Source organism: Butyrivibrio sp. AE3003, assembly GCF_000686065.1.
GTDB classification, from domain to species: Bacteria; Bacillota; Clostridia; order Lachnospirales; family Lachnospiraceae; genus Butyrivibrio; species Butyrivibrio hungatei_A.
This window is the reverse complement of the sequence record NZ_JMLX01000001.1, coordinates 111575-133064: the sequence shown is the minus strand read 5'-3', so window position 1 is coordinate 133064 and position 21490 is coordinate 111575. Positions and strand designations below refer to the sequence as shown.

Genomic DNA, 21490 nt, shown 5'->3' with positions numbered 1-21490 from the left:
CTCCTCTCGATCATTCAGTGTTTTAATTATTCAAGTCGTTATCTCCTCTCATCTTCAAAATCATATCCATGTAATTTGCAGAATCATCCGCAAGATATTCTTTAAGAATACTATTATTTGATTCCCGTAGTTGCTCATCCCATCTTGCATCACTCTCAGAAGTCAAATTGCCATCCGCTATCTGTTCCCGCCTCGCCAAAACAACGTAATTATCATCAGAAGCAATCATGCCCCAATCCTCTCCGTCACTCTCAAGAACTTTAAGGGCGGCTTCAGGACTTTCGAAAATATTTTTCATATTATATTCATAAGAAGTTGTGTCCTGCTTTGGTTGCTGTTTTTCAAGAAGAATACAATCACCTGCGGCTGCAATTCCATACCACTTCCCATCCACACTCTGTTTTCCAACATTTTCCGCCTGTGCCTGAGAAGCTTTTTCATCTACTTTCGCTTCTTCTGTTCCTCTGCTGGTGGCAAAACATACTCCGACGCCGACACAAACCATAATGGATGCCACTGTAATCCAAAACACCGGCTTTTTGTAATTTGCAACATTTTTTATCCTACTCTTCACGTCTATTCCTCCAAATGCCACCGGGCACGCTGCAATCATACTTCTTGGTATGCTGTATTCCAGCAATACTCTGCAGTATTCTGCCTTCTCTATCTTTTCAATATTCCTTGCCACCTTTTCATCACATGCATATTCAATATCCCTGCAAAGAAGGATATATGCAATCCAACAAAGAGGATTGAACCAGTATACCGATAAAATCACGAATCCAAGAGGTTTCCATACATGATCGCATCTGCTCAGATGCGCAAACTCATGCTTTAATATGTATCCTTTCGCATCTTCCGATAATGTAGATGGCAAATATACTCTCGGAGATATTATTCCGAGAATAAAAGAGTCTGAAATATCATCACACTCATAGACACCTGATGCAGTCTTCACTGATGCGCTCACTCTTTTTCTTGTAAGAATGTAGGTTATTACGGCATACATCAACATCACGCCCATGCCTGCAACCCAAACAATCCAGCCAATATACAGATAAAACATTACCTGTTCTATCTTCGCCAATATGCTGTCATTATCTCGTCAATTGGATTCTGAATTATTAGCATCCTTCTCCGAACCAATGTTTACATAATCACTTTTTATATAGCCTTCGCCGTCTTCGAGTCCAATCTTGTACCAGCCATCAGCATCTTCAATAATCTCAACTTCATCATCCGGAGCTAAAAAGCCGATACATTCAGCATCATCATCGGGAGCTTGGCGAACTCTGAGAACACCTTCGGAAGCTTCAATCACTCCAACCAATTTAGTTCCTTTAGGAATCGCTTCAACAGAAGCAACTGCTACTTGCTGCTCATCTACAGTTTTTGAGCCTTTATTTGTTGCAAAGCACACTCCCACTGCAACGCACACCATAATGGATGCGATTGTAATCCAAAAAGCAGGTTTCTTATAATTTACAACATTCTTTATTCTATCCTTCACGTCTATACCTCCAAATGCCACAGGGCATGCGGCTATCAATTTTCTTGGCATACTGTTTTCAAGCAGTATTCTGCAGTATTCAGCCTTTTTGTCCTTTTCAATGTTTTTAGTTACTTTTTCATCGCAGGCATACTCTATATCCTTACAAAGAAGAATATATGCAATCCAGCACAGCGGATTAAACCAATATACCGACAATATCAAAAAACCAAGCGGTTTCCATAGGTAATCGTACCTACTTAGATGAGCAAATTCATGTTTCAATATATACTCTCTTGCTCCCTCAGGCAGCGATGACGGTATATAAACCTTCGGAGATATTGTTCCAAGAATAAATGAATCCGAAATGTCATCACACTCATAAACCTTTGAATCTATCTTTACCGAAACGCTGACTCTTTTCCTTATAAGCACATATGTTGCAACAGCATAAGTCAGCATTAGTATCACACCTGTAAGCCACACAAGCGCACCTATCCGAAAAAAAATCTGCACCGAATTTACACTGCTACTTATCCCTGAATTTATTTGCGGATTGTTTTCCGTAATGATATTCGTCGGAATAGGCTTTCCCGTAGGTATCAAGCTCATTACACTTTCAAATTGTACAGGAACTGTCAGCTTTACGGCAACTATCATCCAAAGCATACACGTAATCCATTTGGGCATCTTTTTTCCAAGTGCCCTTACCATAATGATCGCAATAATAAGAGCGCTTACAGTGATTGCATTATTTAATACGAACAAAAATACCTGTTCCATAAGCTATTCCCCTTTTATCTCGTCGATCATCTTCTGTATCTCTTCAACATCATCGGCCGAAAGCTTTTTACGTGAAGTAAATGCAGCAATGAATGCAGGAAGTGAACCCTCAAACGTATCCTCAATTATCTTTTCGCTTTGTGCCGCGCCAAATTCCTCTTTGGTGAGAACAGATGATACAACACCGTTTTCATTTTTGAATATGCCACGCTCACACAAGCGCTTCAACATTGTGTAAGTGGTAGACTTTTTCCACTCCAGTTTTTGCTCACAAAGCTTTACAAGCTCACCTGAAGGGATAGGCTCATTTTGCCATATAATATCTGCAAACTGTCTTTCTACAGCACCTAACCTCAGTTCTTCCATCATTACCTCCGTCACTTATCTAAATTTATGACCACTCGAATTTTTGTAATTTATAATTTACAACATTATTAATTCTTTTCTTCATGTCTATCACTCCTAATGCCACCGGACAAGCTGCAATATACAGCTTTCTTGCCCTTCATAATGTTTTTAGTTATTTTTATTTACCTCTGCTTTAATCTGTTCAGCAACTTCATCATTTAATTTTATAATGACTTTTTCATAAGTATCATTATCAACCTGAGGATACTTTTTATATACTTTGAGCACACTAGGCTGCATTGATGCCAAATCAATATGCTTCCACTCCTCTTTTGTAGCCTCATCAGCTATATTATCGTTTACATGCAATTCACCATTTTCATCTGTATATATATAGAACCAACTACATTCCGGAATAGGCTTATCATACTCTTTATACTTAACAGTATTAAACACATAAACAATATTTGTTCCTTCATGAGGTCCGGGCTGGTTATATATATTAAACGAATCATATTTTTCGATATGATCTGCCATTGCTTTTGTCCTAAGCTCACTATATTCACTTAAATCTTTGTGCATGCCTTTAAGTGTTTCTATATCACCGCTTGCTTGGGCTTCATAGAACTTATTGATAAAGTCGATGATTTTAGGATCTGTGGTTTCTTTCAGTTCCAGTTTCGGATCGGCTGCTGTCTCGTCTCCTTCATAAAGCCTAGTATAGACACTTTTTTCACTCTTAGGCGTCTGTTCCTGATTTTCTGCTTGCGCCTGCGCGAGTTTTACTGTTTGCTGCTCACTTGTAGTATTTGTGTTCCTGCTTGTTGCAAAACACACACCCACCACAGCGCACACCATGATAGATGCCAATGTGATCCAAAAAGCCGGTTTCTTATAATTTACAATATTCTTTATTCTGTCTTTCACGTCTGTTCCTCCAAATGCCACCGGGCAAGCCGATATCATATTTCTTTGCATACTGTTTTCAAGTAGTACTCTGCAATATTCAGCTTTCTCGCCCTTCTCAATGTTTTTAGTTACTTTTTCATCGCATGCATACTCTATATCCCTGCAAAGAAGAATATAAGCTATCCAGCATAGCGGGTTAAACCAATATACCGATAGGATCAAGAAGCCAAGCGGTTTCCATAGGTGATCGTACCTGCTTAAATGAGCAAATTCATGCTTTAATATATACACTCTTGCTTCATCAGACAGCGATGAAGGTATATAAACTTTCGGAGATATTGTCCCAAGAATAAATGAATCTGAAATATCATCACACTCATAAACCCTTGAATCAATCTTCACCGATGCGCTGACTTTTTTCCTTATCAGCATATATGTTGTCGCAGCATAGATCAGCATTACTGCCATGCCCACAAGCCACGCAAGTGCACCTGTATGGAAAAAAATCTGCATCGGATTGATACTTACTGCCTTTTCCGGTGTAAAGCTCTGACTGATAACAGGATTCACAATCTCGTCAACACTGCTTATTCCTGAGCTTATCTGCGGTTTTGTTTCCATAGAAATGTTTGTCGGAATCGGTTTTCCTGAAGGTATCAAACTAAGTACACTTTCAAACTGTATGGGAACAACCAATTTTATCGCGACAGTCATCCATAGCATGCATGCAATCCATTTAGGCATCTTTTTCCCAAAAGCTCTGACTACGATGATCGCAATGATAAGCGCACTTACCGTAATAGCATTGTTTAAAACGCCTATGAATAATTGCTCCATCCATTCCCTCCTCTTCTTGGTCTACTAATTGTAAACCTTATAAATGTAGTCTACTATTATTAGACCATATTGTCAATATACTTCTGCTACAAAAAAGGATATGAAAAGCTCAAGCCTTTCATATCCCAATAATTTATTTTTTCGTGATAAGCTCCGGAAGCTCTTTACAGCACTCAGAAATCGCTTTCAAAAATCTATCACCGTACTTCTTAAATTTATTCTCTCCGACACCGGAAACTTCCAGCATTTCTTCCTTTGTTGTCGGAACCTTGGCTGACATGTCTATTAATGTTTTATCATTAAAGACAATATACGGAGGCATATTTTCCTCGCGAGCGATTTCAAGCCTTAGCTCCCTGAGTCTTTCAAACAATTTATATCCTGAGGATGTAAGCGAGCTCTTTTCGGCTACTTTTTTGTTTACTTTGCGCGCTTTTTCAGGACGCTTGTCCTCATCTGTTATCTTAACCATAACTGAGGTAGCTGAATCTTTCAGCCTCCTGATATCTCCCATTTTCAAAACCTGATAATCTCCTACAACAAGGTATTTTTCATAAACAAGCTGATCGATGACTCTCATTAACATACTTCTGTTTATCGAATTAAGCACTCCGTACGATTTATAGTTCGTAGCCCCCACTTCTTTCAACCTTGCCGTTTTTGCTCCAAGGACAGTATCTATGATAATTCCTCTGCCATATCTTCCTTTTGCTTCATAAACGCAATTTATTATCTTTTTTGCTGCATCAGTCATATCAAGTGTTTCAAACTCACGATTGCAGTTGCCGCAATCTTCGCAAGGATTTTCGTGGTTCTCTCCAAAATATTTCAAAATATAATTACGAAGACACCCTGTGGTATAGCAATATCTTTCCATAACCTGCAATCTTTGATTATCCCGTTCCTTGATTGTTTCAAGATCTGCCGGATCAATATCTGCCACTTCTTTGTGCTCTAACAGAAATCTGTTTATAACAATATCTTGCGGTGAAAACAAAAGAATACACTTTGAATCAAGCCCATCTCTTCCTGCACGCCCCGCCTCTTGATAGTAATTTTCCATGCTCTGAGGCATATTATAGTGAATGACAAATCTGACATTCGACTTATCAATCCCCATACCAAATGCGTTGGTAGCTACAACAATACTCTTGTAATCAAAAACAAAATCATCCTGCATCTGCTTTCTTTCAGAAGCGTTCATCCCTGCGTGGTATTTTGCTGCCGCGATTCCTTTATCTGCCAATATCTCATATAAGCTGTCTACATTCTTTCTTGTGGCACAATAAATTATTCCACTTTCATTCGGATGATTAGCGATATAATCCAAAATGTACTGTTCCTTATTCTTCGGTTTGTCAACTTGAAAATAAAGATTCTCCCTGTCAAATCCACCAATCAGAACATACGGATTACCTAGTCCAAGTGTACACACAATATCTTCTCTGACAGTCTCAGTCGCTGTAGCAGTAAACGCACTAATAACAGGCCTCTTGCCCAAAAGTTTCACAAACTCAACAATTTTCATGTAGCTTGGTCTAAAATCCTGCCCCCATTGCGATATACAATGTGCTTCATCAACCGTGATCATTGAAATATTTACAGACTTTGCAAGTTCTATAAACCCTTCCGTCATAAGTCGTTCAGGCGCAACATATAAGATTTTAAATTCACCATTTCCGGTCTTTTTTACCGTTTCAAATAAATCTCTGTCAGAAAGAGAGCTATTAATATATGCAGCCGAAACTCCCGCTTCATTCAAAGAATTAACCTGATCCTGCATCAAAGAGATAAGTGGAGAAACCACTAACGTTATGCCATCCAACATCATTGCAGGTATCTGATAACATAAAGATTTTCCCGCCCCCGTAGGCATAACAGCAAAAACATCTCTTCCATCTAAGATTGCATCAACTATATCTTTCTGCCCCGGTCTGAAAGTGTCGTATCCAAACAGGACTTTCAGTACCTCTTCAGGGGTTTTATATTTTTTATTTATATTCAAATTGTCACTCATACCTTCACCATGTTATTTTTTATTATCATAGAAAAAGCCGGACAGCGCTTGTCTATCCGGCCACATAACATACTAATTAAGCTAATCTAAGATGCCATACTTTTTATAAAGCTTCATCCTCTCTTTACCTGTAGCATTTAACGCTTTGTCAAACTCTATACTACCTGGCACTAAAATCTTAAGGAGTTTTGCAAGCATATCGCCGCCTTCCGAAATTCCTTCTTCCCAGCCTTCCTCGCGGCCTATCTCTCTTTCTGCATCAACCAATTCCTTCCACGCCTTACTAACCATGACTTGCCCTCCTTTCGCATTATCTGTAGAAATTCTGGTACCGGCAAACATATTTATCATCTCGACGGTCTTTACCTTTAATTCATCGCTTCCTGACATTATTATATCATGCAGTTTCTCACTGTCATCTGAAATATGTATTATTTCCATAACCTTGCCAAGTTCTGATGAAAACTTCTTAAAATCCTCTATCTCATCAGGCGTTATTAAATTAAGCCTGTAATCATCAACATATTTGGCAATTCTCGGATCCATATCCCCAAACATATCGAAAAGCGACCTGGGAGCATCCCATTTTTTCTTATCAAAACAAATACAAAGTGTTATAACCGGAAGGATATGATCTTCTCTGGAAAAACCGGATATCCTTTCATCTCCTGATAAATCCTTATTATCTTCATGCTGCTTTCTAATGTTCTCAACCTGAGAAGCATAATTAAGTGCATCATATAAATAATCCCTTACCGGCATAGCATAATGAATATTGGTCTGCCCTTCTATTCCCAAAAGAACCATCGTTGCATATTTACTGCGCTTGATATTGCATATTTTTAAAACATCACGCATCTTCTGGCTGGTAAACACTTTATTCATCTTATCAATTGCCGCTAATTCCGCAGCATCCTGCTCTTTTAGCTCTCCAGGCTTAATTACCTCTTCCCCGTCAAAAAAAATAGTAATTAAATGCATCGGCAAAAACATCATCCTGTGCAAGATATTGTTTAGTCAATATATCTTTCTTCCCCATAATTTAAAACTTCAACACTGTCTCCTCTTCTCATTTGCAACCTTATATGCAATCAGCTTAAGAACATATTCCGGCATAACACGACGTCCAAGTTCCCACTCCTGCATCGTCCTGTACGGAATTTCAAGCCACTCCGAAAATTGCTTTCTGTTCATTCCCGAGAATTCTCTGATTGCCTTAAAAGCATACGCAGTCCTGGTACGCTCTATGTCCTCATCGCTTCTGTCTGCTATCTCAATTTCGACTTCAATACCCTCTATGTTATATTTCTCAGTTCTCATAAATCCTCACAAAAAATGTAGTCACTGCGTGCATCACAAACGAATTGTAATATACGCAATGACTACATGTCAAGAAAATATTTTTATACTAATATACAAAATCTCGGCCTAACTATACTTTACGCAGTCTCCGATTTCATGCCTGTATAGAGCTGGTAATATCTCTGCTTCTTGGCGATGAGTTCGTCGTGCGTACCCTGCTCTACGATGCGTCCCTGCTCAAGGACAATTATGCAATCACTGTTCTTGACGGTTGAAAGCCTGTGTGCAATTACAAAGGTCGTTCTGCCCTTCATAAGCCTGTCCATACCGTCCTGAACAATCTTCTCTGTTCTCGTATCAATCGAAGATGTAGCTTCATCAAGGATAAGTACCGGAGGATCTGCAATAGCTGCTCTTGCAATAGCAAGGAGCTGACGCTGTCCCTGTGACAGATTGGCTCCATCACCTGTAAGCATAGTGTCATAGCCTTCAGGAAGCCTCTTGATAAAGCTGTGTGCATTTGCAAGCTTGGCTGCTGCGATTACTTCCTCATCAGTTGCATTAAGCTTGCCATATCTGATGTTGTCCTTAACCGTACCAGTAAATAAATGCGTATCCTGAAGCACTATTCCGAGCGAGCGGCGAAGGTCCGCTTTTTTTATCTTATTGATATTGATGTTGTCATATCTGATCTTACCGTCCTGAATATCATAGAATCTGTTGATCAGGTTTGTTATCGTGGTTTTTCCTGCTCCCGTAGAACCTACAAAAGCAATCTTCTGTCCGGGTGTTGCATGAAGAACGATATCATGAAGAACCATCTTTTCATCCGTATAACCAAAGTCCACGCCGTTGAAAGTTACATCACCCTCCATCGGCTGGTAAGTTGTCGTATCGGTAGCCTTGTGATAGTGCTTCCAAGCCCAGTGACCCGTATGATGATCGGCCTCTTTTATCTCGCCGTTCTCCTCAATCGCATCGACAAGCATTACGTAGCCGTCATCTGTCTCAGGCTGTGCATCGAGAAGCTTAAAGATACGATCCGCACCGGCAAGAGCCATAACTATCGAATTAAGCTGCATGCTGACTTGGTTTATCGGCATACTGAAATTTCTGTTAAATGTAAGGAAGGATGCAAGCGCACCAACTGTAAAGCCTACGGCAATATTATCAGAAAGAGCTATCGCACCGCCGACCATCGCGCAGATAACGTAGCTTGTATTACCAAGCTGCGCGTTGATGGGGCCAAGCGATCCCGAAAAAGCATTAGCCTTAAATGCACTGCTGCAAAGAGCTTCATTGAGCTCATCAAACTTCACAATACTCTCAGACTCGTGATTAAATACCTTAACCACCTTCTGTCCCGTCATCATCTCTTCAATGTAACCGTTAAGCGCACCGAGGTTCTTTTGCTGCTCCACAAAGTTTTTTCCCGAAGCCTTGGTAGCCATAGCTGAGCAAAAAAGCATAACTCCGACCATAGCAAGAGTCACAAAAGTAAGCGGTATACTAAGAATAAACATTGAAACAAGCACGCTGACAATCGTAATTCCGCTGTTGATAAGCTGGGGAATACTCTGGCTTATCATCTGTCTGAGCGTGTCGATATCGTTTGTATAAATTGACATGATATCGCCGTGCGCATTTGTATCAAAATACTTGATGGGAAGGCTTTCCATATGGGTAAAAAGCTCCTCACGAAGTCTTCTGAGCGTTCCCTGATTGATATATACCATTACTCTTGACTGAACGTATGCCGACAATGCACCGAGAGCATAGAAAATCGCAACTCTTCCTATAGCACCAAGAAGCGGCCCGAAATCATTGCTTCCGCTGTCGAGCATTGGCTGTATATACGAGTCAATAAGACTTTTTGTAAAAAATGTTCCCTGAATATTTGAGGCAACCGTTATAAGTATGCACACCAAAACAGTAACCATGTGCACAGGATAATATCTAAATACATAACCCATGAGCCTTTTAAAAAGAGCTCCGGGATTTTCAATCTTAGGCTTTGGCATGCCGCGTCTGTTACCGCCGCCCGGCCCTACTTTTATCTCTTTTGCTTCTTCTGCCATAATGAATCCTCCTTAAGCCTGCTTATCAAAGTCCGCATTTGCACCACCGGTCTGCGATTCGTATACTTCTCTGTAAATAGTGTTATTCTCAAGAAGCTCTTTGTGTGTTCCAAAACCGCTGATCTGACCGTCATCCATGACGATTATCCTGTCGCATTCCTGAACGGACGCGATTCTCTGTGCAATGATAAGCTTGGTAGTTCCGGGTATTTCCTCTGCGAACGCCTTTCTGATCTTGGCATCCGTAGCGGTATCAACCGCACTTGTTGAATCGTCGAGAATAAGTATCTTGGGCTTTTTAAGAAGCGCTCTTGCAATACAAAGTCTCTGTCTCTGACCACCTGATACATTGGCACCGCCCTGCTCTATATATGTGTCATATCCATCGGGCATTCTCTCAATAAATTCATCTGCACAAGCCATCTTGCAGGCTCTTATGCAATCCTCTTTTGTCGCGTTCTTATCGCCCCATCTGAGGTTTTCTATTATAGTTCCGGAGAAAAGAACATTCTTTTGAAGCACCACGGAAACCTGATCCCTGAGTGTCTCCATATCATAATCTCTTACATCGATTCCACCTACCTTAACGGCACCTTCAGTTACATCATAAAGTCTGCTGATAAGGTTAACCAAAGAAGACTTGGCAGATCCTGTTCCACCGATAATTCCGATTGTTTCACCTGACTTGATATCAATATTGATGTCTTTTAAAACAGGCTCTTCCGAAGTCGTATTGTATGCAAAAATTACATGCTCAAAACTGATGCTTCCATCGGGAACTGCTGTGATCGCGTTTGGCTTATTTGTGATATCGGGTGTCTCTTCCAAAACTTCTGCGATACGCTTTCCGCTTGCCTGTGCCATAGTGAGCATAACAAAGATAATTGCAAGGAACATCATACTCATAAGGATATTCATGCAATAAGCCAAAAGTCCCATGAGTTCACCTGTTGTAAGGCTTCCCGCAACGATCATGTGCGCGCCGACCCAGCTTATCAGAAGGATGCACACATAAACGGTAGCCGTCATCATAGGTCCCATCTTAATAACGTTCATCTCAGCTCTTACAAACATGTTGTAAATGTTTCCGGCAGCTTTTTTGAACTTATCATTCTCATAGTCCTCACGAACATAAGCCTTTACCACTCTGATCGCGGAAACATTCTCCTGAACACTCTCATTGAGTTCATCATATTTTTCAAAAACTTCTTTGAAATAAACAGTCGCCTTACTCATGATAATAGCCATGAACGCGGCAAGAACACCTACAGCCACGAGATAGATCGTAGCAAGCTTGGGGTTGATCATAAATGACATGATCATCGCGCCAATAACAGTCGCCGGCGCTCTCATTGCCATTCTGAGAAGCATCATATATGCATTCTGAATATTGGTGACATCGGTTGTAAGCCTTGTTACAAGGCCCGATGTAGAGAATTTGTCTATATTGGAAAAAGAAAAAGTCTGAATATTATCGAACATAGCCTTTCTGAGGTTCTTTGCAAGACCTGTGGACGCCTTCGATCCGTAATACGCTCCTCCAAGTCCCGCAGCGAGTCCAAACAGAGCGATCAAAAGCATCATAATGCCCACTCTGAAAATATACGCCATGTTCTCTCCGTATATACCGTTGTCGACAATCTTTCCCATAAGCTTTGGGATGATCATCTCCGCCGCAACTTCACCGATCATACAAAGCGGCGTCAAAACGGATACGAGCTTATATTCTTTTAGTTCTTTACCTAACGTTTTTATCATAGTCTCTCTCCTGTTGTAATCTTCAATCAAGTATTATATAACTAAAAAAAATTGTGTTCAATTGATTTTATAGTTATTTAAGATTAAAAAAGCACCTTCTTTCATCACCGGATCTGGTTTAGAACCATCATCCAAGAAAGAGGTGCTTTCTATTTTTAATCGTAAATCAATTTTTTAAAGCTGAGGATCAGGAGTATTCGGTGTTCCTTCAGGCTGTGGTGCAAGAACAACCGGTGTTCCTTCAGGTTGAGGAGCAGGTGCGACAGGCATTCCTGCAGGCTGCGGTGCAAGGATATCAAGATGATATCCGGTTTCATCGTAAGCTGCCTGTATCATAACATCATGGTCAAATATATTCCTGAACCTGAAGTCTTTTCTGGTTTTGTATGCAATAGCTGCATCATCTCCCTGCTTATAGTAGTCAACAGGTTTTGAATGATTGTGTCTTTCAACAATCTTGCAACCGGCATTCATTGCTGCGTGGTAAAGAGCGCTGCTTATCTTACATACGCCTCCGCCGTAATCATATCCTCCGACAACATGTGCTATAACATATCCTTTTTCAGGTGGTGTTCCCCTTCCGATCGTGCTTGCGTATGAGAATGTCTCTCCCGGTTTTACAATATATCCGTTTATATATCCGCATGCGACTCTCGCATTTACGTTATTTGCATCCTCATTAGCGGGATACAGCATGATATCTTCATGACCGATGCTTGCCCAAGCTATATTTTCAGGCGCCGGAGCCGGAGCTTCAGCAACAGGTGCTTCGCTTACAACTTCCTCTGTAACTGCATTATCTTCAACAGGATTCACCACTTCTGCGCCAGCTTCAACTGTTTCGGTAATTCCTTCCTGATCTCCCGGAGCAAATGTTTCTTCCATATGTACAAAAACTTCTTCAGGTGATGATGAATTATCTCCATATCCGATGATTGTTGCGCACAGCACCGGCACTGCGATTGCCATAGTAATACTTTTCTTTCTCATTGCTTGCACGTAATTCCTTTTTTCTAGATTTTTCCAAATAAAAAATAGCGATACTTACGCATCGCTATCAGATCAATTGCAACTGGCTGTCCTTTCGGACCCTATAGCTTTGCGTCATTAGATTTCTCTAATTTTGCCAATAATTATCTATATATAGTTCTTTTTTTATTAAAACAGAGTAATTATACCGTAAGGTCCGATTAAAGTCCATAATGAAATTTATCATTCTGCAATTTCACTTCAGCTATATTTCACTCAACGCACTTTACATAAAAAGATTAATTATACCTGTCAAAATTAAAGCATATGAAAGCAACCGCAATAACATTGATAATATTCCCCTCGCCCCTCTTAGCAATCCAAGTGTAGCAGCTCCAAATAGAATCAAACCTATCCCACCAGCCAATCGACCAACAATATTTATATCAACAATTGATAATTGAGATATATATATTACAAACAAGCATGCTTCGATCGCAGCAACAAAAAAAAGTATCCTTTTAATAATTTCGAAAGAGTTACCTTCTTTTTCGCCGGATAAAAGCTCATATGAAACACATTCATATATCCCTTTTTTTATTCTTATACATGTAAATGCACAATCTTTTTCCTTTGCAGGCATATTTTGTGTAAATAAAATTCTGCCTCCTTCAAATTCGCAATAAGATTTTACATTCGGCATAAAAGCATAATTTCCCAGCATTAAATCCGTATATTTTATTATCTTGTATTCTGTGGCTTTTAGTTCAAAAATCTTTTCTTTATTATTCCTTATATTTTTTTCTGAGAAATATCGATATACAGATCCCGCAAACAATATAAAATATAAAAAAAAGAATGTTCCTGCAAGCTCTATATCCCACCTGCTCTCATCAAACATTGATGGATTAGAAGTAGTCATTATATATATACAAACAAACGCTCCCAGTAAAGAAGCTATTCCCAGTAAGGCAATCTGTACTTTGGCAATATTTTTATGGTAATTCTTTAACGGAATAACTCTAAGTATAAAAGCAAATGTAGCTATTAGAAGTTCCAATGCTATTATTGTTGCTATCGTTACTATATACATAACTTAACCCCCAAATACTTCTGATGTAAAACTTACCACTGCTTTTGGAGCATCACACAATGCATCAGAAGCAAGTTCTGCTATATCTTTTCCGATTGCCATCTCCATGAGAGAATTTGCCGCCCAAACCACACCTACGCTAACAGCTCCTACTGCCAAGACCGGTGCACCTGACCCGAGTATAAATCCTGCCAATGCAGTTCCACCAATTGATAAAACTACATCTACTCCTGTTTCAATTACTGACTCAGCCACTACTCTTCCATTTGTCATCTCAACACCTGATATGCGTGCCTGTTCCTGTTCTTCAAAATTATCAACCACATTAAATGCAAAATCCGCAATGGCTCCAGCCCACTTTACTCCTGCTTTAAAATTCTTTAGTTTTGCAGCACGTTCTGCTTCTCTTCCTACATTTTTTAATGCTTGTCCAGTTAAGTCATCAGCATTTTCTATAGCTTCAGCCCCAGCTTTTTTTACATTCTTGAATAAATATGACTCTGCATCATACTTTAAAGATCTTTTTGCAACTTCTCCTCTGCTTACGTTTTTTAATTCAGCACCTTTTTCAGAAATAAGTTCAAGAAAACTTCCCTTTTTAGCACTCGAAAAAAGCATACCATTTGCTTTTTTTATATCTCCACTGTAAACTAGTGTGCTCGCCCAAGTCGCGAACGTAGTCTCAACATCCTGCACTAGCTTAAACCCTGCTACTCTTTTAGAACCTTTATCATTATCTGAAGTTGCAATATCATATACATCAACGCCAAATTTACCTTCGGCTCCGACAGACTTAGTAATCCCCTTAATAAGACCTTTTATGTCAGCATCTCCGGCAACGGCACGTCCGATAACCTTCTTCTGTGCCTCTGGATGTAGTTCCTTAAGAACCTCCTCGAAAGCCGTAACTTCAGGTGCAGATAGCTCATCCATCCTATTATTTAATATATCTTTTAAAACATCAAGATTATATGCACCGTTTCCATCTTTCCACTTTTCCTTGCATTTATCAACCATGGAAACCTGATTACACAGTTTTTCTATGCCGTTTTTCCAAAGCGGGTTATAAAAGAATACAAATGATTTAGTAGAAAAATCTCTTGAAAGTTCCTTAAGTCCATTTGTTGCTGCTGTCCTAATAGACACACTATCCTTAAATAAACCTTTTGAGTCAGTTTCTATCTGATCAAACTTCTCTTCGAGTCCTTTCCAGTAATTGTATTCTTCCTCATAAATATCTGCCCTATTCAAATGATTATGATATTTTGAATCCCAATACCCTTTTTCATCTTCAGGCGCAGAATCTCTTCTCCTTTTTGCTTTATCGGCTTCATGACGTTCATGCTCTTCATTTTGCTTTGCTTCTCTTTTTTTGGGTAAAATAACACTGCCATCAAGAATATCAAAGCCAAGCATAGCCCACAGAGTTTTATTATCTGCAATATCACAATCATTTGCAGTCATGATGGCATCTATAAGAACAACATAATTATCACAATGTCCAAAAAAACTTTCTGATCCCTTACCTGTAAAAGTAACATCTCGTGACGAATTATATATTCTTCTTAATGCTGAGAGCTTCCTGTTATTTGCTGTAAAAACGGAAATCGCTGTATGACACTGCATTTTCAGCTTTCCCTGATCTAAATAATCACTTTCTACCATTGTTTTCCTCACTTACGTTTTTCACTCATAATCTTATACTTTTCTTTAATCAATGCCCTTTAAACAGTTTATCAAAAGCTTCTTTTCTAGCTTTTTTCTTTGCTTCATCTGCCATAATTTCGTCATATATCTCCTGCAACTCAGCCTGATCCAGCGTATTTGAGTTTTTAGTATTGTACTTATTATAATCGGGTATATTTGCAGTTAAGTCCACTGTTATATAATTGCTTGCCTGCTGGTCGGCATCTTCATAGTTCTCTTTCATAGTTGCAATATTTTTACATTCATTAATTGCCGAATCCTGTGTATTTTTCCGCAACTCTTTCTCCTCAGCGAATCTCATATGTGCACTTTTATTTGCTGTTATATTACTTTTATGATCTTTCTTAGCCTCGTCGATGTCTTCTCCAAGATAACATCCTGCTACGAAAAGACGTTTCCTAAAACTTTCTATTTCATCGCCTTTAATCTTTATTTCCATTCCATCAGCCATTTTTCATACTCCTAATCACTCATTATTTTTTTCGTCGCTGCTCATTTCCTTTTTGATTCTATATTCCTTTTTATCAAGTTCATCCATTATTTTTCGTTCTTTTTGTTCTATAGAATCATAAAAATCTGAAATATCGTTATTACTCCTTCTAAAATATGCTGCACGCCTTTCGTACATGTCCACGAGTACAGGATCGTTATTTATGTTTGAATACTCTAAATCTCTGTATTCATTATTCATCCTATGAACCAGCTCCTCGTTTTGACTTTCAAGTTCTTTTCGCAATCCGGCGTATCTGCTTTGCACTTCTTCTCTCTCAATCCGAATTGCATTAAGCTCCTTCCTGTAGTCACGCTTTTCTTTTTCCATGCATAGACCTCGTATTTTCTATATTCTTTATCTCTTTTTTCTTATATCGTAGTATTCATTATTAAAGCCATAAATATACTATCATTTGCACTTTTCTGTTTCAGCAAACATATAAAACTGTGGTATGTGATACGATACTTTTATCAAAACAGATTATTAAAAACGTTTTATACAACACAAAAAAAGCTCAATAAACAGTGAAAAAAAGTAAATCTATTCCGCAATTTATTCCATAAATCAATTCACATAATATCCGATATCCTTTAAATCACTTCCGCTCACGGGCTTCATAAAATTGATATTGGGAAGCACTCCGTTTGCGCCTCGAGGCGCTGAGAGTTGGGAAGCATCAAGGCTCTCGAAATCGTCGTTAGTGCAGTTATATCCACTGTTCCATGAGCAACTTCCAACTTTTGTTCCTCTACCGATATTTGTAACCGCTCCATTTAAAGAAATATTGCATCTAAGGAACTCTCTTGTTCCCGGAATATCCTTGGAATCCGAAGGACTCACTCTTTCAAGCATGTTATAGTTGCCTCTTGCATTACCGTAAGCCACATTGTTGGTCCAGTTTGCTGCCTGTCCGGGCTGGTGGTTTGCATAGAATCCGTTGGATGCATTATTTACAGCAATGCAATGTGATACGGTATGTACAGGAACTGTGTTCGGAACCTTGCCCGTGCCGTAGCCACCAATCTTGAATCCATTGGAATCTCCGCCTTTATTCATATTAAATGCCCAGCAGTTCTCGAAAGTGTTGGCACCCTTGGATGTAATGCAGTCAAATCCGTCATCACCGCATGACCATGCCCTGCACTGCTGGAAAACAACGCCCTGACCGTGCGCGCCGAAACCGTCGGTATTCGAATTGGAATTTCTATTCGAAGTGAAAAGATTATAAGCATCGCACTTTATGCACTTACCGCTTCCGTTGTTGCAGAAATAAAAACCGTTTGCCTGTGAATCACAGCATGTGATCTGATTAAACGTGGCATTTCCCTCTACTCTGAAACACTCAGACTGCTTCTGGTTTCCCACGGGAACTCCCGTAACTTTAAAGCAGAGGAAATACACTCCCTGCACTCCGCTCTTGATATGAAAAGCCGCCACTCTCTTATCCGTAGGCACTCTTGAAAAATCAAATACAGGTACATCCTTGGATGTGTAAGCTCTGTAAGTGATGTTGCTCTTTGTAAACTCATTTACATAATTGTAGTTGTTGTCTTTGGCCGCAATACCAAAATCATTGTATGTGCCGCCCATAATATACACGGTGTCTCCCGCCGAAGCCGCCTCCTGAGCTCTCATCAGGCTCTTAAACGGTGCCGACGTAGATATGCCCGCATTGGAATCATTGCCCGAAGGCGAGATATACCAGTCGGCTGCTTGCGCCCGGCAATCAAACTTGATAAATAAACATAAACAAAACGCTGTAATCAGCGCGTATTTAAAAGTGGTAAAAAATTTTCTCATACAATATATCCTCAATTCTATTTGTTAATAGAATTGTAATGTTCAGAGATAAAGTTTTCAATCCCACAATAATATATTCTATCTGCTATTTTTATCTGTTTGCCTTATTCTTTTTATTTACAGAATTTTTTCATGCAAAAAAATCGAAAAGTGATATAATCAGAAATCGAGTTTTATCAAGATGTAATAGTTATAGGAGATATTAAAGAAATGCTCTGGACAGGACTTGTTTTGTTCTACGGGATTGTAAAAGGATTCCGTGATGTTGTAAAAAAGAAAGCGCTGACGAAAAATACCGTAATGGAAGTGCTTTTTGTATATACCTTCCTTACTTTTTTATTCTGCATACCGGAGGCGCCCGCGGCATTTAAAGGATTTCCTCCGAAATATTTTTTCCTGATCGCGATAAAGAGTTTTGTAATATTCATAGCGTGGATATGCTCGTTTAAGGCACTCGACAATATCCCCATCAGCTTATACGGAGTTCTTGACCTCTCAAGGATTCTCTTTTCAACCGCGTTCGGAATATTTGTGTTAAAAGAAAAAGGCTCAATATATTCAACTGTCGGCCTTCTACTCATACTCTTCGGGCTCTTGTTCTTAAAGATCTATCCCGAGATAAAAAAGCGTTCCGACACCCTCGGAACATACAAGGCAGAAAAAATACCACCCATATATGTATGGATGGTACTTGCTTCCTGTATTTGCAATGCGATATCCGGATGCCTCGATAAAATATATATGAGAGATATCAATTCCTCTCAGCTTCAGTTTTGGTACATGCTCTATCTTGTTGTCTTTTACGGTCTGTATTTCATCGTAAGACGAATAAAGATAAGTGCTTCCGTCTGGAAAAACGGCTGGATCTGGATACTCAGTTTCCTGTTCTTTATTGCGGACAAAGCGCTGTTTATCGCCAATTCCTTCGCTGATTCGAAAGTCATAATAATGACTCTTCTCAAACAATCCGCCTGCATCGTCTCTATCATATGCGGAAAGTTTATCTTCAAGGAAAAAAATATCGGCTACAAGATCTTTTGTGCGGCTATCATACTCGTAGGTCTTGTAATAAGCATGATTGGGCAGTAAACAATATAGTTTTTCCATTATAGATAAAAAGAGGATTCGCACTAAGTGATCAAATTAGTGCGAGTCCTCTTTTTCGTGCAGAGCACTTATCAAAGTATTAAAAAATTTGTGCAAACTATGCAAAGCTTATTCACAGCGCGTCCTTCATTGACTTCACATACTCTCCGACATACTTCGGAGCTTCTTTTCCATAATTCTCAAGAATCTTGATTATCGCAGAACCAACAATAGCGCCGTCAGATACTGCTGCCATCTTGGCTGCCTGCTCGGGTGTTGAGATTCCAAAGCCGATTGCGCAGGGAACATCGGTGTTCTCGCGAATGACTTTTACGATCGATGCAAGGTCTGTCTTAATCTCAGATCTTGTTCCTGTTACACCAAGACTTGATACGATGTAGATAAAGCCCTGTGCTTCTTTTGCGATCATTGAAATTCTGTTCTCGGATGTGGGCGCGATAAGCGAAATGAGATCTACTCCGTATTTATCGCAGACAGGAGAAAACTCCTCTTTTTCCTCAAACGGAAGATCGGGAAGGATGATTCCGTCTACACCGGTCTCTTTGCAGAGCGAGATGAATTTCTCAGAACCATATGAAAATACTACGTTTGCATATGTCATAAACACAAAAGGTGTATCTGTTTCTTTTCTGAGTTCCCTTACAAGGTCAAAAACTTTATCTGTTGTAACGCCTCCTGCCAGCGCGCGGATATTTGCACCCTGAATTACAGGTCCCTCGGCTGTGGGATCGGAAAAAGGTATTCCGAGCTCTATAAGATCTGCACCGTTTTTGCATGCTTCAAGAACAACTTTTTTGGTGGTCTCAAGGTCGGGATCTCCACATGTGATGAAGGCGATAAATGCCTTGCCGTTTTCAAATGCTTTCTTAATGTTACTCATGGATATCCTCCCCTCTGTAGCGAGCGATTGCTGCGCAGTCCTTATCTCCTCTTCCCGAGATTGTTACAACGATGATCTTGTCTTTGTCATACTCTTTTGCGACCTTCATAGCATAGGCAACCGCATGAGCAGACTCAATTGCGGGGATGATTCCCTCTGTGCGTGAAAGATATTCAAAAGCATTAACAGCCTCGTCGTCAGTCACAGGCACATACTCAGCTCTCTTGATATCATGAAGGTATGCGTGCTCAGGTCCGACACCGGGATAATCAAGTCCTGCGGATATCGAGTAAACAGGCGCAATCTGGCCGTACTCATCCTGGCAGAAGTATGACTTCATTCCGTGGAAAATTCCAACTCTTCCTGTATTAACAGTCGCTGCGGTCTCGAAAGTATCTATTCCGCGTCCTGCTGCCTCGCAGCCGATAAGCCTTACGTCTTTATCTTCTATAAAATTGTAGAAGCTACCGATAGCATTTGATCCGCCGCCGACACAGGCAATAACCGCATCGGGAAGTCTTCCCTCTTTTTCAAGGATCTGCTGTTTAGTCTCCTTTGAGATAACAGACTGAAAATCTCTTACTATTGTTGGGAACGGATGAGGTCCCATGACAGATCCGAGGCAGTAATGTGTATCATCGATTCTTGAAGTCCACTCTCTCATGGCCTCCGATACGGCATCCTTAAGAGTTGCGGTTCCCGACTTAACAGGAATAACTTCTGCGCCGAGAAGTCTCATTCTGTACACGTTAAGAGCCTGTCTCTTAGTATCCTCTTCGCCCATAAATACAACGCACTCCATGCCCATAAGAGCTGCAGCCGTAGCTGTTGCAACACCGTGCTGTCCTGCGCCCGTCTCAGCTATGAGCCTTGTTTTTCCCATTTTTTTGGCCAAAAGAGCCTGTCCGAGAACGTTATTTATCTTATGAGAGCCCGTGTGGTTGAGGTCCTCTCTCTTAAGATAGATTTTTGCTCCGCCAAGGTCTTTTGTCATCTTCTCTGCGTAGTAAAGACGTGAAGGTCTTCCCGCATATTCATTCAAAAGTTCTGTGAGCTCTGCGTTGAACTCAGGATCGTTCTTGTAATGATTATAAGCTTCTTCAAGCTCTATTACTGCATTCATAAGTGTCTCGGGTATATACTGTCCGCCGTGTATACCGAAACGTCCATTTTTATTGGTCATGGTACATCCTTTCACAAAAAATGTTTTTTATTCATGTAATCGCAGATTCCTGCGAATTAGCGTGCTGATACGATAGATCTTTCGCAATTTATTTATCTGATTGCCATCGTGTCTTTATACTAATTTCTTGCGTTTCCGACAAATCTTTCCATCTTGCTTCTGTCTTTTTTGCCGTCTGTCTCTATCCCCGAACTTACATCAACCGCATAGGGTGCAACCACCCTCACAGCTTCCGCAACATTATCGGGATCAAGCCCTCCGGCGAGGAAAAAATCTCTTTTCACCCCTTCAAGTATCTTCCAGTCAAACGCTTTTCCCGCTCCCTGACCGGAATCGATAAGCACATAGTCGGCATCGGATTTCTCGATATCTGCAATATCGTCGCTACTCTTAACCTGAAACGCCTTGATAACGGGCTTATCTGTCAGCTTCCTAAGTTTTGCGATATAGCTGTTATCTTCGCTTCCGTGGAGCTGTGCGATGTCTATCACATTTTTATTCAAAAGATCTGCGACAACTTCCGCATCCTCGTCAACAAAGACTCCAACCACCTTAATCTGCGGATCAAGCATCTTCTTTAGCTCTGCTGCCTTATCTTTACTTACATTTCTCTTACTCTTTTGCCACAAGACAAAACCGATAAACTCAGGCTTTAAAGCATTCGCGACTTCTATATCCGAAACCGACGAAAGCCCGCACAGCTTTATCTTTGGGCGCTTGTATCTATTATCTGTCAT

General features: G+C 40.1%; 19 protein-coding genes and 1 riboswitch. Of the genes, 1 reads left to right on the top strand and 18 read right to left on the bottom strand.

Going from position 1 to position 21490, the window contains the following annotated elements:
* Nucleotides 1-22: 22 nt before the first annotated feature.
* From CD00_RS18945 to CD00_RS0100510, 15 genes are all read right to left on the bottom strand, one after another.
* Nucleotides 23-1087 (bottom strand): M56 family metallopeptidase, encoded by a 1065-nt coding sequence (locus CD00_RS18945; RefSeq protein WP_026654151.1) that lies wholly within the window; start codon nt 1085-1087, stop codon nt 23-25.
* An 18-nt stretch (nt 1088-1105) separates the two neighbouring features.
* On the bottom strand, nt 1106-2272 hold the full coding sequence (locus tag CD00_RS16655) for a M56 family metallopeptidase (RefSeq protein WP_051594024.1): 1167 nt from the start codon (nt 2270-2272) through the stop codon (nt 1106-1108).
* Nucleotides 2273-2275: 3 nt separating this feature from the next.
* Nucleotides 2276-2638, bottom strand: coding sequence for a BlaI/MecI/CopY family transcriptional regulator (locus CD00_RS0100570; RefSeq protein WP_026654150.1), 363 nt, complete (start codon nt 2636-2638; stop codon nt 2276-2278).
* A gap of 150 nt (nt 2639-2788) precedes the next feature.
* Entirely contained in the window at nt 2789-4366 is a 1578-nt protein-coding gene (locus CD00_RS18940) for a M56 family metallopeptidase (protein ID WP_051594023.1), read from the bottom strand.
* A 133-nt stretch (nt 4367-4499) separates the two neighbouring features.
* On the bottom strand, nt 4500-6383 hold the full coding sequence (gene recQ, locus CD00_RS16645) for a DNA helicase RecQ (RefSeq protein ID WP_034461889.1): 1884 nt from the start codon (nt 6381-6383) through the stop codon (nt 4500-4502).
* 81 nt (nt 6384-6464) lie between these two features.
* Nucleotides 6465-7364: a hypothetical protein gene (locus tag CD00_RS16640; RefSeq protein ID WP_034461887.1), complete on the bottom strand. Its 900-nt coding sequence runs from the start codon at nt 7362-7364 to the stop codon at nt 6465-6467.
* Between the two features lie 69 nt (nt 7365-7433).
* Nucleotides 7434-7703, bottom strand: a complete 270-nt coding sequence (locus CD00_RS0100550) for a helix-turn-helix domain-containing protein (RefSeq protein ID WP_026654149.1) — start codon at nt 7701-7703, stop codon at nt 7434-7436.
* Nucleotides 7704-7822: 119 nt separating this feature from the next.
* Complete coding sequence (locus CD00_RS0100545; RefSeq protein WP_026654148.1) at nt 7823-9763, bottom strand: ABC transporter ATP-binding protein; 1941 nt, start codon at nt 9761-9763, stop codon at nt 7823-7825.
* Between the two features lie 12 nt (nt 9764-9775).
* A complete protein-coding gene (locus CD00_RS0100540) occupies nt 9776-11521 on the bottom strand; it encodes an ABC transporter ATP-binding protein (RefSeq protein WP_026654147.1) in 1746 nt (581 codons plus the stop codon).
* Between the two features lie 174 nt (nt 11522-11695).
* Entirely contained in the window at nt 11696-12511 is an 816-nt protein-coding gene (locus tag CD00_RS18935) for a VanW family protein (protein WP_081670576.1), read from the bottom strand.
* Between the two features lie 74 nt (nt 12512-12585).
* A riboswitch (cyclic di-GMP riboswitch) is annotated at nt 12586-12659 on the bottom strand.
* 117 nt (nt 12660-12776) lie between these two features.
* Nucleotides 12777-13583, bottom strand: coding sequence for a hypothetical protein (locus CD00_RS0100530; RefSeq protein ID WP_026654146.1), 807 nt, complete (start codon nt 13581-13583; stop codon nt 12777-12779).
* 3 nt (nt 13584-13586) lie between these two features.
* Nucleotides 13587-15248: a hypothetical protein gene (locus tag CD00_RS0100525; protein WP_026654144.1), complete on the bottom strand. Its 1662-nt coding sequence runs from the start codon at nt 15246-15248 to the stop codon at nt 13587-13589.
* 49 nt (nt 15249-15297) lie between these two features.
* Nucleotides 15298-15741: a TIGR04197 family type VII secretion effector gene (locus CD00_RS0100520; protein ID WP_026654143.1), complete on the bottom strand. Its 444-nt coding sequence runs from the start codon at nt 15739-15741 to the stop codon at nt 15298-15300.
* Nucleotides 15742-15756: 15 nt separating this feature from the next.
* Nucleotides 15757-16110 (bottom strand): hypothetical protein, encoded by a 354-nt coding sequence (locus tag CD00_RS0100515; RefSeq protein WP_026654142.1) that lies wholly within the window; start codon nt 16108-16110, stop codon nt 15757-15759.
* Between the two features lie 237 nt (nt 16111-16347).
* Complete coding sequence (locus tag CD00_RS0100510; RefSeq protein ID WP_242838895.1) at nt 16348-17583, bottom strand: DUF1565 domain-containing protein; 1236 nt, start codon at nt 17581-17583, stop codon at nt 16348-16350.
* Nucleotides 17584-17793: 210 nt separating this feature from the next.
* On the opposite strand from CD00_RS0100510, the gene CD00_RS0100505 reads away from it, so the two are divergent.
* Nucleotides 17794-18672, top strand: a complete 879-nt coding sequence (locus tag CD00_RS0100505) for an EamA family transporter (protein ID WP_026654140.1) — start codon at nt 17794-17796, stop codon at nt 18670-18672.
* Between the two features lie 130 nt (nt 18673-18802).
* Here CD00_RS0100505 and trpA read toward each other — a convergent pair whose 3' ends face one another.
* The 3 genes from trpA to CD00_RS0100490 all read right to left on the bottom strand — a co-directional run bounded on the left by trpA (nt 18803) and on the right by CD00_RS0100490 (nt 21490).
* Nucleotides 18803-19570 (bottom strand): tryptophan synthase subunit alpha, encoded by a 768-nt coding sequence (gene trpA, locus CD00_RS0100500; RefSeq protein ID WP_026654139.1) that lies wholly within the window; start codon nt 19568-19570, stop codon nt 18803-18805.
* Complete coding sequence (gene trpB / locus CD00_RS0100495) at nt 19563-20753, bottom strand: tryptophan synthase subunit beta (RefSeq protein ID WP_026654138.1); 1191 nt, start codon at nt 20751-20753, stop codon at nt 19563-19565. Before trpB ends, trpA begins: the two co-directional genes overlap by 8 nt.
* Before the next feature lie 119 nt (nt 20754-20872).
* Entirely contained in the window at nt 20873-21490 is a 618-nt protein-coding gene (locus CD00_RS0100490) for a phosphoribosylanthranilate isomerase (protein WP_026654137.1), read from the bottom strand.

Excerpts from the sequence above, each read along its gene's own strand:
- CD00_RS0100490 (WP_026654137.1), bottom strand. The coding sequence starts at position 21,490 with ATGACAGATAATAGATACAAGCGCCCAAAGATAAAGCTGTGCGGGCTT.
- recQ (WP_034461889.1), bottom strand. The coding sequence starts at position 6,383 with ATGAGTGACAATTTGAATATAAATAAAAAATATAAAACCCCTGAAGAG.
- CD00_RS0100505 (WP_026654140.1), top strand. The coding sequence starts at position 17,794 with ATGCTCTGGACAGGACTTGTTTTGTTCTACGGGATTGTAAAAGGATTC.
- CD00_RS0100550 (WP_026654149.1), bottom strand. The coding sequence starts at position 7,703 with ATGAGAACTGAGAAATATAACATAGAGGGTATTGAAGTCGAAATTGAG.
- CD00_RS18935 (WP_081670576.1), bottom strand. The coding sequence starts at position 12,511 with ATGAGAAAGAAAAGTATTACTATGGCAATCGCAGTGCCGGTGCTGTGC.
- CD00_RS0100525 (WP_026654144.1), bottom strand. The coding sequence starts at position 15,248 with ATGGTAGAAAGTGATTATTTAGATCAGGGAAAGCTGAAAATGCAGTGT.
- CD00_RS0100520 (WP_026654143.1), bottom strand. The coding sequence starts at position 15,741 with ATGGCTGATGGAATGGAAATAAAGATTAAAGGCGATGAAATAGAAAGT.
- CD00_RS16640 (WP_034461887.1), bottom strand. The coding sequence starts at position 7,364 with ATGCATTTAATTACTATTTTTTTTGACGGGGAAGAGGTAATTAAGCCT.
- CD00_RS16655 (WP_051594024.1), bottom strand. The coding sequence starts at position 2,272 with ATGGAACAGGTATTTTTGTTCGTATTAAATAATGCAATCACTGTAAGC.
- CD00_RS0100530 (WP_026654146.1), bottom strand. The coding sequence starts at position 13,583 with ATGTATATAGTAACGATAGCAACAATAATAGCATTGGAACTTCTAATA.
- CD00_RS0100540 (WP_026654147.1), bottom strand. The coding sequence starts at position 11,521 with ATGATAAAAACGTTAGGTAAAGAACTAAAAGAATATAAGCTCGTATCC.
- CD00_RS0100510 (WP_242838895.1), bottom strand. The coding sequence starts at position 17,583 with ATGAGAAAATTTTTTACCACTTTTAAATACGCGCTGATTACAGCGTTT.
- CD00_RS0100515 (WP_026654142.1), bottom strand. The coding sequence starts at position 16,110 with ATGGAAAAAGAAAAGCGTGACTACAGGAAGGAGCTTAATGCAATTCGG.
- trpB (WP_026654138.1), bottom strand. The coding sequence starts at position 20,753 with ATGACCAATAAAAATGGACGTTTCGGTATACACGGCGGACAGTATATA.
- trpA (WP_026654139.1), bottom strand. The coding sequence starts at position 19,570 with ATGAGTAACATTAAGAAAGCATTTGAAAACGGCAAGGCATTTATCGCC.
- CD00_RS0100545 (WP_026654148.1), bottom strand. The coding sequence starts at position 9,763 with ATGGCAGAAGAAGCAAAAGAGATAAAAGTAGGGCCGGGCGGCGGTAAC.
- CD00_RS0100570 (WP_026654150.1), bottom strand. The coding sequence starts at position 2,638 with ATGGAAGAACTGAGGTTAGGTGCTGTAGAAAGACAGTTTGCAGATATT.
- CD00_RS18940 (WP_051594023.1), bottom strand. The coding sequence starts at position 4,366 with ATGGAGCAATTATTCATAGGCGTTTTAAACAATGCTATTACGGTAAGT.